Annotated in this window: 10 protein-coding genes; all 10 read left to right on the top strand. The window is 50.0% G+C overall.

What is annotated here, in order from left to right; translation table 11 throughout:
- Positions 1–18 precede the first annotated feature (18 nt).
- A complete protein-coding gene (locus ABID13_RS14000; RefSeq protein WP_045093508.1) occupies positions 19–915 on the top strand; it encodes a sugar phosphate isomerase/epimerase family protein in 897 nt (298 codons plus the stop codon).
- Positions 912–1,874, top strand: a complete 963-nt coding sequence (locus ABID13_RS13995) for a D-2-hydroxyacid dehydrogenase (RefSeq protein ID WP_007866480.1) — start codon at positions 912–914, stop codon at positions 1,872–1,874. The genes ABID13_RS14000 and ABID13_RS13995 overlap by 4 nt, the downstream gene beginning before the upstream one ends.
- A 40-nt stretch (positions 1,875–1,914) precedes the next feature.
- Entirely contained in the window at positions 1,915–3,609 is a 1,695-nt protein-coding gene (locus tag ABID13_RS13990; protein WP_082082662.1) for a thiamine pyrophosphate-dependent enzyme, read from the top strand.
- Between the two features lie 247 nt (positions 3,610–3,856).
- Positions 3,857–4,933, top strand: a complete 1,077-nt coding sequence (locus tag ABID13_RS13985; RefSeq protein WP_007866477.1) for a M24 family metallopeptidase — start codon at positions 3,857–3,859, stop codon at positions 4,931–4,933.
- 58 nt (positions 4,934–4,991) lie between these two features.
- Positions 4,992–6,389, top strand: a complete 1,398-nt coding sequence (locus ABID13_RS13980; protein WP_007866475.1) for a YfcC family protein — start codon at positions 4,992–4,994, stop codon at positions 6,387–6,389.
- Positions 6,390–6,428: 39 nt separating this feature from the next.
- On the top strand, positions 6,429–7,826 hold the full coding sequence (locus ABID13_RS13975; RefSeq protein ID WP_007866473.1) for a YfcC family protein: 1,398 nt from the start codon (positions 6,429–6,431) through the stop codon (positions 7,824–7,826).
- A 55-nt stretch (positions 7,827–7,881) separates the two neighbouring features.
- Positions 7,882–9,063 carry a M20 metallopeptidase family protein gene (locus ABID13_RS13970; RefSeq protein WP_007866471.1) on the top strand — a complete coding sequence of 394 codons (1,182 nt, stop codon included), beginning with the start codon at positions 7,882–7,884 and terminating at the stop codon, positions 9,061–9,063.
- Positions 9,064–9,198: 135 nt separating this feature from the next.
- Positions 9,199–10,407 carry a DUF401 family protein gene (locus tag ABID13_RS13965; protein WP_007866468.1) on the top strand — a complete coding sequence of 403 codons (1,209 nt, stop codon included), beginning with the start codon at positions 9,199–9,201 and terminating at the stop codon, positions 10,405–10,407.
- 147 nt (positions 10,408–10,554) lie between these two features.
- Complete coding sequence (gene rpsL / locus ABID13_RS13960) at positions 10,555–10,974, top strand: 30S ribosomal protein S12 (protein WP_007866466.1); 420 nt, start codon at positions 10,555–10,557, stop codon at positions 10,972–10,974.
- A gap of 188 nt (positions 10,975–11,162) precedes the next feature.
- On the top strand, positions 11,163–11,633 hold the full coding sequence (gene rpsG / locus ABID13_RS13955) for a 30S ribosomal protein S7 (RefSeq protein WP_002568226.1): 471 nt from the start codon (positions 11,163–11,165) through the stop codon (positions 11,631–11,633).
- Positions 11,634–11,673: the final 40 nt, after the last annotated feature.

The raw sequence follows: 11,673 nt of genomic DNA, 5'->3' as shown, positions 1-11,673 counted from the left end.
AGTAAGGAGCAGAGAGCCATGAAGGAATCAATTCACAAATATTTTCAGGTAGGAACCATTCAGTGGATGAGCTATCCCCAGAGAGATCCCATGGAATCATTGAAGGCCATTTGCAAAGATGATTTCTTTGACGCCATTGAGTTAAAAGGCTACGGCGATAAGAATGAGGAGGCGAAAAAGCTTCTGGAACAGAGCCATCTGAAGGTTTGCTACGGCGCGCAGCCACGTCTTCTGGGCGGAAAGTTAAACCCCAATGACCTTGACGAGGAAGGGCGCAGGAAGGCGGAAGCAACACTGATCGAAGCAGTTGATGAGGCTGAATACCTGGGTGCAAAGGGAATTGCATTTCTGGCAGGTAAATGGCAGCCGGAGACAAAGGATCAGGCTTATGCGCAGCTTTTAAAGACAACACGGGCAGTATGCGATTATGCCGCGGCAAAGGGCATGATGGTGGAGCTGGAGGTGTTTGATTACGATATGGATAAGGCTGCACTCATCGGCCCGGCGCCCTATGCAGCGGAGTTTGCCGCTGATATGCGCACCACCCACAGCAACTTTGGACTTCTGGTGGATTTAAGCCATTTCCCAACCACCTATGAAACAAGCAGGTTCGTAATACGCACACTGAGGCCGTATATCACCCATTTCCACTTTGGAAATGCAGTTGTCGTGAAAGGCTGCGATGGCTACGGTGACCTTCATCCAAGATTCGGATATCCCAACAGCGCCAATGACACACCACAGCTGCTGGATTATCTCAAAGTTATGAAAGAGGAAGGCTTCTTTGATGCAGAGAACCCTTATGTACTGTCTATGGAAGTGACACTGCGTCCGGGTGAGGATGAGGACATTGTCCTGGCCAATACCAAGAGGGTGCTGAACCGGGCATGGGCTCTGCTGGAGGATAACGCATGAAAATAGTAGTTCTGGATGGTTATACGGAGAACCCAGGGGATTTAAGCTGGGGAGAACTGGAAAAGTTAGGTGAGCTTACGGTTTATGACAGGACCAGCGTAACGGATGAGAATGAGATCATTTCCCGTATCGGAGATGCTGAGGTGGTCATCACCAACAAGACACCGATCACAAAGAATATCATGGATGCATGCCCTGGCATAAAATACATCGCCATGCTGGCCACCGGCTATAATGTGGTGGACTATGTATATGCAAGGGAAAAAGGGATCCCCCTTTCCAATGTGCCTTCTTACGGAACAGCTTCCGTGGGCCAGTTTGCAATTGCCATGCTGCTGGAGCTGTGCCACCATGTGGCTCATCACAGCCAGACGGTACATGAAGGCAAATGGGAACACTGCCAGGACTGGTGCTATTGGGATTACCCCCTGATCGAGCTGGACGGCAAGACCATGGGTATCATTGGTTTCGGACGCATCGGACAGCAGACAGGAAAGATCGCCAAAGCCATGGGTATGAATATCCTGGCCTATGACAACTATCCCAATGAGTCCGGGAAAGAGATTGCCGAATATGTGGATCTGGATACGCTGTACGCGAAATCAGATGTCATTGCCCTTCATTGCCCGCTGTTCCCTGAAACACAGGGGATCATCAACAAGGATGCCATTGCAAAGATGAAGGACGGGGTAATGATCCTTAACAATTCCCGCGGTCCTCTGATTGTGGAGCAGGATCTGGCAGACGCACTGAATTCCGGCAAGGTTTCCGGTGCGGGTCTGGACGTGGTATCCACAGAGCCGATCAAGGGAGACAATCCGCTTCTGAAGGCAAAGAACTGCATCATTACGCCTCATATTTCCTGGGCACCAAAGGAGAGCAGGCAGAGGATCATGGACCATACGGTAGAGAACGTAAAAGCATATCTTGCTGGCGCTCCCATCCATGTGGTGAACTGATAAAGGAACCATTTATTTTAAGCATAAAAGGAGAAAAACAATGAAAATGACAGTTGCGCAAGCCATTGTAGAGATTATGTGCAAAGAGGGAATCCATACTGCATTTGGTATTCCCGGAGCAGCCATCAATCCGGTATACAAGTACATGGAGAATGCCCCCATCGAGCATTTCACCATGAGACATGAAGAGGCATGTGTCCATGCTGCTGACGGTTACCAGAGAGCAAAGAATGAAATTGCCCTGGCAATCTGCTCCGCAGGTCCCGGCGCTACCAACTTTGTGACCGGTCTTTACACCGCATTCATCGATTCCATGCCCGTACTCTGCGTAGTAGGCCAGGCCAATGCGAATCAGTTAAAGCAGGAGCCTTTCCAGTGTGTGGATATGCCAGACATAGTTAAGACCGTTACCAAGAAAGCATGGAGCGTGTTAAAGGCAGAGGATATCGTGGATGTAATGAAAGAAGCATTCTACCTGATGAGGGAAGGCCGTCCGGGCCCGGTTCTTGTTGAACTTCCTCTGGATGTACAGAAGGCAGAACTGGATTTTGATATTGACAGCTATGTTCCAATGGAAATCCCCGTAGTTGCACCTGACATGGATAAGATCAAAGAAGCGGTACAGATGGTAAAAGCAAGCAAGGCGCCGGTTATCATCATGGGCGGCGGATGCTTTATCAGCCATTGTACGGATGAGGTTGTTAAGCTGGCAGAAATGCTGCAGGCACCAGTTGTTACCACCTATCAGGCAAAGGGCGGAATCCCAGAGGATCATCCTCTTAATGCCGGCCATGTGGGTATCCAGGTAGGACAGCCCATCGGAAACAAGATCTTCCTGGATTCCGATCTTGTGATCGGTATTGGAAACCGTTTCTCAGACCGTCATACAGGCGACCTGGCAACCTATTGCAAGGACCGTAAGTTCATCCACATCAATATCGAGCCAAGCCAGATCGGTATGGTATTTGAGCCGGAGCTGGGAATCGTGTCCGATGCCAAGCTGGCAACCGAGGCCCTGATCGCAGAAGTAAAGGCAGCAGGCGTACAGCCGATCAATCCTGCCCGCGCAGCAGAGATATCCAAGCTACGTGAGGAACTGGCACGCAAGACCGATTATGACTGCAGCCCAATCATGCCTCACCGCGTATTCCAGGAAGTGAATGAAGCCTTTGATGATGAGACTTATTACACGGTTGGATGCGGTATCACCCAGATCTGGAGCGGCCAGCTTCAGAAGATCAACAAAGCCGGAAAGTATCTGCCATCCGGTGGTGCAGGTACTCTTGGATACGAAGTACCAGCAGCATTCGGCGTAAAGGTAGCACATCCGGAATGCAACAGCGTAACAGTTGTAGGAGATTTCGGCCTGACATTCATGGGCGAAGAGATCGCAGTTGCATCTGCATTTAAGAAACCCATCATTGTAGTTGTTGTTAACAATGCATACCTGGGACTGATCCGTCAGAACCAGAAGGGATACGGATTTGAATATGCAGTGGAAATGCCATACAACCAGGATGGAACCATTGACTATGTGAAGCTTGGAGAGGCTTACGGCTGTGTGGCTGAGCGTGTATTCAGCCCAGAGGAACTGACTGCCGCTCTGGTAAGAGCAAAAGCATCCACAGAGGCATCCGGACGCTGCTACCTGATCGATGCGATCTGTGTAAAGACACAGCTGTGCGATATGGGCGGCTCCATTGCAGCTGTTAAATCCTGGGCGCCTGAAGCATAAAGGCACCTGTGTGGTACATTAAATAAAAAAAGAGGGTTGACCTGAGAGCGGGGAGGCCTGGAACCAGCCTCCTCCTCTTTGCCCTTTGCTGATAACGATCTTTCTGCCTCCTTATAAGGAGGCTTAAAGGCTGTGAAGAAAAGGTCAAAAGCGTTTCAGCGCACCGGCCGTTTATCGCGCGCGGACGCGCGTTTATAGTTTATAAATTAACGGTTTATGCATACAGCAAGAATTTGGAGGCCCCATAATGAGAACGGACCGTATTGAAAAAATTATTAACAGCATGAGACAACATAATATGGATCAAATGGTCATCAGCGATCCATCCACTATCTTTTATCTGACCGGTAAATTTGTTGCCTCCGGTGCACGCCTGTTTGCCCTGTGTCTGGACACTCAGGGTGCATGTACCTTTTTTATTAATTCCCTTCAGACCGACTACGCTCCTCTGGCAGAGGGCGCTGAGATCGTCTGGTATACTGACAGTGATGATTCCATTCAGATTCTGGCAAAAAAGATCCGTACCGGCGGGACCGTGGGTATTGATAAAAACTGGCCTTCCAGTTTCCTGCTGCGCCTGATGGCAGCGGCAGATGCCAAATATGTGTTGAACAGCGGGATCATTGATTACATACGCATGGTAAAGGATGACGGGGAGATCCAGCTGATGCGCGAAACACAGGCTGTGAATGAAAAAGTAATCAGCGAGATGTTTCAATATGTTTCCCCGGAACTCACTGAGCAGAAGCATCACCGCATGCTTCACGAGATGTACTGTGCCCATGGTGCGGACGGCTACAACATTATAGGCGTGGTTGCCTATGGAAAATCCTGCGGCTATGCCCATCATAAGCCTGACGGGACCACACCTGTGGCTGGCGACTGCATCATGATTGATGCCGGTGCGCGTCTGAACGGCTACCGTTCCGATATGACCCGCACCGTGTTTTACAAATCTGTTTCCGATGAGATGAGAAATATCTATGAGGTGGTAAAGGAAGCCCAGCTGACAGCAATGGATGCCATAAAGCCGGGCATGCGGTTCTGCGATATTGATAAGATCGGCCGTGACATTATCACCAAATACGGATATGGAGAATATTTCACTCACCGGATCGGTCATAACATCGGTATTGACGGCCATGAGTTCCCGGATGTTGGGGGTGCAAATACCATGGAAGTACTGCCGAATATGACTTTTTCTGTGGAGCCTGGGATCTATATCCCCAATCTGGGCGGGGTCCGGATCGAGGATTTGGTGGCTGTCACTGAAAACGGCTATGAATGCCTGAATAAGATGAGCAAAGACCTGCGGATTATTTAAAACGGTTTGTGACCGCTGCAGGAATACAAATGTAGAAATGTAGGAGAGGTAATATATAATGAACGATACGAAAACAAAAAAGAAAATGGCGTTTCCGCATACCCTGATCATTATCCTGATCATGATCGTGTTTGCGGCCATTCTAACCTATCTGATTCAAGCGGGTCAGTACGACCGTATAGAGGTTGCAGGAAGAAAAGTTGTAGACCCGGCCAGCTATCATACGGTGCCGTCCAACCGTGCAACCCCATTTGATATCTTTGTGGCAATCCCTGCAGGCATGCAGGCCGTGGCATCCATATCAAACATGGTTCTTATTATCGGCGGTTCCTTTGCCGTAATCGAGGCAACCGGCGCAACCAAGGCAATCCTTGCCAAAGTGCTTAAAATGGGCGGCCACCTGGGCGCAGGTCTGCTTCCTATCGTTATCATCGCGTTCTCCATGCTGCCAGCATTCACCGGCAATGCTGAGAGTATGCTGGCATTCGTGCCCCTGGGCATCCTCTTTGCCCGGACTCTGGGCTTTGATGCCATGGTAGGTTTATCCATCACCATTGCAGCCGGTAATGCCGGATTTGCAAGCGGCCTGTTTAACACCATGACCACCGGTGTGGCTCAGACACTTCTGGGTATTGAGATGTTCTCCGGCCTGTGGTTCCGTGCCATCGGCTACGGCCTGCTGCTGTGCTCCGTTTGTTTCTGGACTGTATGGTATGCAGTGAGAGTTAAGAAGAATCCTGCAAAGAGCGTTTGCTATGATGTGGAAATGGCTGCCAAGGCAGAACAGGCAAACGTTAGCGAAATCGACTCTGAACTGACCACAAGAAGGATTCTTGTACTTGTGGAATTTGCCTGCGGTATCGGCTTTGTTATCTATGGTGCTTTAAACGGATGGAATTTTGGAACCCAGATTGCTGCAGTATTCCTGATCATGGCTGTGATCTGCGGACTGACCGGCGGTTTCAGCGGCAACAGGATCTGTGAAGAATTTGTTATAGGCGCTAAGAGAGTTTTAGTGGGCGCACTGGTAGTTGGCTTTGCAAAGGCGATCAGCCTTGTTATGGACCAGGCCTGCATTACCGATACCATCGTATACGCATTCTCAAGCATGCTCAGCGGTATGCCTAGAGTGATCGGCGCACTGTTTATGTATATATTCCAGGTTATTATGAACTGCTTTATCATCTCCGGTTCCGGCCAGGCGGCGGCTACTATCCCGATCATGGGACCTCTGGGTGATGTTCTGGGCCTGACACCACAGACTGTTGTTACTGCGTTTATCTTTGGTGACGGTCTGACCAACCTGCTTCTTCCTATGTCCGCAGCTACCATGGGTGCGGTTGCCATTGCGGGCATCACCTATGGCCAGTATGTGAAATACATCTGGAGAATCATTGTGACCAACCTGTGTATCGGTGGTGCTATGGTGGTGATCGCCACCATGATCGGTCTGTAAGCTGGCCGGCATATTAAGGCAGGTAGGAGAAAAAATAAAATGAACCAAACCAACAACAAAAAGAAAATGGAGTTTCCCCATACGCTGATCATCATCCTGATCATGATCGTGTTTGCGGCCATTTTAACTTATTTAGTTCAGGCGGGGCAGTATGACCGTATCGAAGTTGCGGGAAGAAAGGTGGTAGACCCTTCCAGCTATCATACGGTTCCAGCGAACCGTGCAACTCCATTTGATATTTTTGTTGCAATTCCAGCCGGTATGCAAGCCGTTGCCGGAATTGCCAACATGGTCCTGATCATCGGCGGTTCCTTTGCCGTGATCGAGGCCACAGGCGCAACCAAGGCTGTTTTGGCCAAGGTGCTTAAAATGGGCGGCCATCTGGGCGCAGCCCTGCTTCCCATTGTTATTGTGGCATTCTCCCTGCTGCCGGCTTTTACCGGCAGCGCGGAGAGCATGCTGGCATTTGTACCCCTGGGCATTCTCTTTGCCCGGACCCTGGGCTTTGACGCCATGGTAGGCCTGTCCATCACCATTGCGGCCGGCAATGCCGGATTTGCAAGCGGACTGTTCAACACCATGACCACGGGTGTGGCCCAGACCCTTCTTGGGATTGAACTGTTTTCCGGTCTTTGGTACCGTGCCATCGGCTACGGACTGCTGCTGTGTTCCGTCAGTTTCTGGACCGTATGGTATGCCCTGAAACTCAGGAAAAACCCTGCAAGAAGCTGCTGCTATAATGTGGAACTGGCTGCCAAGGAGGAAATGACGGAGGCGAGTGAGATCGACTCTGAGATGACCCCAAGGCGGATCCTTGTCCTTATAGAGTTTATTGCCGGCATTGCTTTTGTTATCTACGGCACTTTAAACGGCTGGGATTTTGGACCAAAATTAGGCGGCGTGTTCCTGATCATGGCGGTTGTATGCGGCCTGACCGGAGGCTTTAACGGCAACCAGATCTGCAATGAGTTTGTGGAAGGGGCCAAAAAGGTCCTGGTAGGCGCTCTGGTAGTGGGCTTTGCAAAGGCCATCAGCCTTGTTATGGACCAGGCATGTATCAGTGATACCATTGTATATGCGTTCTCCAATTTGTTAAGCGGTATGCCCAAGGTTGTGGGCGCTCTGTTTATGTATATATTCCAGATCATTATGAACTGCTTTATTATTTCCGGCTCAGGCCAGGCAGCAGCCACCATTCCGATCATGGGACCTTTGGGCGATGTACTGGGCCTTACCCCTCAGACCGTTGTAACTGCATTTATCTTTGGTGACGGTCTGACCAATCTGCTTCTGCCAATGTCGGCAGCCACCATGGGTGCGGTTGCCATTGCGGGAATCAGCTACGGCCAGTATGTGAGATACATCTGGAGGATTATCGTAACCAATCTGTGTCTTGGCGGCGTTATGGTGGTGATCGCCACCATGATCGGCTTGTAACACAGTTGGATGAAAAGAGAACCCGTGTACAAAGGCGCATGAAAGGAGAAACATGATGGACTATTTAAAGAGAGCACATGAACTGACAGAAGAGATCGTTGAAAACAGAAGGTTTCTGCACCAGCACCCGGAGATAGGCTGCGACATACCTGTAACCAAAGCATTTGTCGAGGATAAGTTAAAATGCATGGGATACGAGGTCGCGCACGTAGGCCCGGGCCTTGTTGCCATGGCCGGCCACGGAAGCCCTGTGATCCTGCTGCGTGCCGATATGGACGGACTGCTTATGGAAGAGGAAAGCGGACTTCCCTTTGCCTCCGTAAACCCTGGAAAGGCTCATTGCTGCGGCCATGACAACCACACCGCCATGCTGTTGGGGGCGGCTAAAATGTTAAAGGAAAATGAAGCGGATCTCAAAGGTACGGTAAAGCTGATGTTCCAGCCAGGTGAGGAGACCGGAAACGGCGCCCAGGAAATGATCAATGGCGGCCTTTTGGAAAACCCAAGGCCGGATGTCACCATGGCCTTCCATGTGGATGCCCTTCTTCCACTGGGAAAACTGAATTACAGCAAGGGACCTGCATTCTGCTCCAATGATGTATTTAAGATCGAGGTAATGGGAAAAGCCGGCCACGGGGCGCGTCCTCATCAGGCGGTGGATGCCATCAATGCTTCCGCCCATATCATTACCGGACTGGAGGCGCTGATCAGCCGTGAGTGCACACCCACTGAGATATGCATGCTGACCGTGTGCTCCATTGAGAGTGATACCAAGACATTTAACGTATTCCCTCAGGTGGTCACCATGACAGGCAGTATACGTACCTATAATACAGGGCAGAGAGCGCTCCTGGTACGCCGTCTTCAGGAAGTGGTGGATGGGATATCCAAGACCTTTAACTGTACCAGCAAGGTGACATTCGGCCATCAGAATGATCCACTGATCGTGGACGACCAGGTGGAGACCGAGATGCGGGGTTACCTGGAGGAGGTTCTGGGTGATGAAGCCTCCGTGGTGGAGCCGCCGATCATGAAAATGGGATCAGAGGATTTTGCCAGTGTTACTGTACAGATCCCCTCCGCCTATTTTTACATTGGTGCGGGACCGGACCGGGAAAACGGCTATTTCTGCAGCCAGCATAACGCCAAGGTCCGTTTTAATGAGGAGATGCTGCCGTATGGCGCGGCCGGTTTTGCAAACTGTGCGGCCAGATGGCTGGAGAACCACAGCAAATAACATATGATATCTGAAAAGACGTAATAAAACAGATTGTGTGGAATACAGCTGCCATGATAAAATCAATATCGTGGCAGCTGTATATTTTTTGTATTTTATCATAAAGAAGTGAAATCATGGAGATAGGAGATCCAAATGAACCTCTTGATCGCAAAACTTTGTCTTGTCTTCCTGGTGATCATTGCCATCCTCTGGATGAAGCGCCCTCTGTTTATGGCCATTTCCGGCGGCCTTGTGGCGGCCCTGGTGCTCTATGGCATTCCTGTAACGGATGCGGTTGTGATCATGGGCAGGTCCATGGCCAGCAGGGATACCATCACCGTGGTGCTGAGTTTTTATTTCATTACCTTCCTGCAGCGGATGCTGGAATGCCGGGGCCGTCTAAAGCAGGCGGAGGAATCCTTAAACGGGCTGTTTAACAACCGGAGGATCAACGCATCCGCCGCTCCTGCGGTGATCGGACTTCTGCCCTCGGCTGGGGCCATGAACCTGTGCGCGGAGATTGTAAAATCCTCCTGTGAGGATTACATGAGCAGGGAGGATATGACAACGGTCACCAGCTTTTTCCGCCATATACCGGAGTGTTTCCTGCCCACCTACTCCTCCATCCTCATTGCCCTGGCGGTGTCGGGCATAGGCGCGGGGGAGTTTGTGGTGGCCATGGTTCCCCTGGTGGCGGTGCTGTTCCTGATCGGATATGTGTTCTACCTGAGAAAGCTGCCAAAAGCCACGGGACGCGCTCCCAAGGGCGGCAGGATCGAGTCCGTAAAAATGCTGGTCCGGAGCCTGTGGTCCATCCTGCTTATTGTGGTTCTGATCATTGCGGCTGACATTCCCGTGTATGCGGCCACCCCGTTGGTGGCAGTGCTCAATGTGTTTGTGGACCGTTTGGGGATGGAGGAGATCAGACCCATGTTCCGTTCCGCCTTTGAGTCCATTATTATTTTTAATACCATTTTGATCATGATGTTTAAGGATATCATTACCTCCACCGGGGTGATCCACGAGCTCCCCGCTTTTTTTGGAAGCCTTCCGATCCCCATGCCTCTTGTCTTTGCCCTTATTTTCTTTTTTGGATCCATTATCAGCGGTGCAAATGCCATCATTCCCCTTTGTATGCCCATGGCCATGGCCGCCATGCCCCAGGGAGGAGTGCCTTTGCTGGTGCTGCTTATGAGTTCCTCCTATGCTGCCATGCAGATCAGCCCCACCCATGTATGCCTGTTTGTTGCAGCGGAATATTTTAAGGTAAATATTGGTGAACTGGTGAAACGGAACATACCTATGATACTGCTGTTTTTTGCAGCGGCCCTGGGATATACGGCGGTTCTGGGGGTATTTTAGGGGGAAAAATCGAAAAAACACAAGAAATTCCTTGACAGAACATTTTTGCATGTATATAATGATATGGCGTGCTTAAACACGTAATGTTTTCGTGCGCAAAAAGCTGACATACAGCAACCGCAGACAATATCACAGGAGGTGAAAAGAATGCCAACAATTAACCAGTTAGTGAGAAAGGGAAGACAGACCAGCGAAAAGAAGTCTACTGCACCCGCTCTGCAGAGGGGTTACAACTCCTTACAGAAGAAGGCCACAGAGGTTTCCGCACCACAGAAGCGTGGCGTGTGTACCGCTGTTAAGACTGCTACCCCTAAGAAGCCTAACTCAGCACTGAGAAAGATTGCCAGAGTTCGTCTTTCCAACGGCATCGAGGTTACAAGCTACATTCCAGGAGAGGGTCACAACCTTCAGGAGCATAGTGTTGTACTGATCCGTGGAGGAAGAGTAAAGGATCTGCCAGGTACCAGATATCATATCGTTAGAGGTACACTGGATACAGCAGGTGTTGCTAACAGAAGGCAGGCCCGTTCCAAGTACGGCGCTAAGAGACCAAAAGAGAAGAAATAATTAGTTAGACCGCATATTTGATTTGTAGGAATTGTGCCGGAATGATGATATTGACCTGTGGTTGCAGGATTATATATTGTAAGACCGTGCATGAACGTATTAACTCAATACGAGTACCTATGATCTAATGAAACGCTGTGAGGATCTGCAGCGCAGGTCTGGACAGTTCTATTAAGGAGGGAAGTAACGTGCCACGTAAAGGACATACTCAGAAGAGAGACGTTCTGGCAGACCCGATCTACAATAACAAGGTTGTTACCAAATTGATCAACAACATTATGTTAGATGGTAAGAAGGGTGTTGCTCAGAAAATTGTATATGGTGCTTTCGACCGTGTTGCTGAGACAACCGGCAAGGACGCCATGGAAGTATTTGAAGAAGCAATGAACAACATCATGCCTGTTCTGGAAGTTAAGGCAAAACGTATCGGCGGAGCTACCTATCAGGTACCCATCGAGGTTAGGCCTGAGAGAAGGCAGACACTGGCTCTGCGCTGGATCACCCTGTACTCCCGTAAGAGAGGCGAGAAGACCCAGAAGGACAGACTTGCTAACGAGATTATGGACGCTGCCAACAACACCGGCGCATCCGTAAAGAAGAAAGAAGACATGCACAAGATGGCAGAAGCAAACAAGGCGTTTTCACACTTCCGCTTCTAATCGCGGTCATGTGCTAAACTTGTTTGATTATTTAAGGAGG

Source organism: Enterocloster citroniae, assembly GCF_040545455.1.
Lineage (GTDB): Bacteria > Bacillota > Clostridia > Lachnospirales > Lachnospiraceae > Enterocloster > Enterocloster citroniae.
This window is presented reverse-complemented; position numbering and strand designations above follow the sequence as displayed.

Excerpts from the sequence above, each read along its gene's own strand:
- ABID13_RS14000 (WP_045093508.1), top strand. The coding sequence starts at position 19 with ATGAAGGAATCAATTCACAAATATTTTCAGGTAGGAACCATTCAGTGG.
- ABID13_RS13995 (WP_007866480.1), top strand. The coding sequence starts at position 912 with ATGAAAATAGTAGTTCTGGATGGTTATACGGAGAACCCAGGGGATTTA.
- ABID13_RS13990 (WP_082082662.1), top strand. The coding sequence starts at position 1,915 with ATGAAAATGACAGTTGCGCAAGCCATTGTAGAGATTATGTGCAAAGAG.
- ABID13_RS13985 (WP_007866477.1), top strand. The coding sequence starts at position 3,857 with ATGAGAACGGACCGTATTGAAAAAATTATTAACAGCATGAGACAACAT.
- ABID13_RS13980 (WP_007866475.1), top strand. The coding sequence starts at position 4,992 with ATGAACGATACGAAAACAAAAAAGAAAATGGCGTTTCCGCATACCCTG.
- ABID13_RS13975 (WP_007866473.1), top strand. The coding sequence starts at position 6,429 with ATGAACCAAACCAACAACAAAAAGAAAATGGAGTTTCCCCATACGCTG.
- ABID13_RS13970 (WP_007866471.1), top strand. The coding sequence starts at position 7,882 with ATGGACTATTTAAAGAGAGCACATGAACTGACAGAAGAGATCGTTGAA.
- ABID13_RS13965 (WP_007866468.1), top strand. The coding sequence starts at position 9,199 with ATGAACCTCTTGATCGCAAAACTTTGTCTTGTCTTCCTGGTGATCATT.
- rpsL (WP_007866466.1), top strand. The coding sequence starts at position 10,555 with ATGCCAACAATTAACCAGTTAGTGAGAAAGGGAAGACAGACCAGCGAA.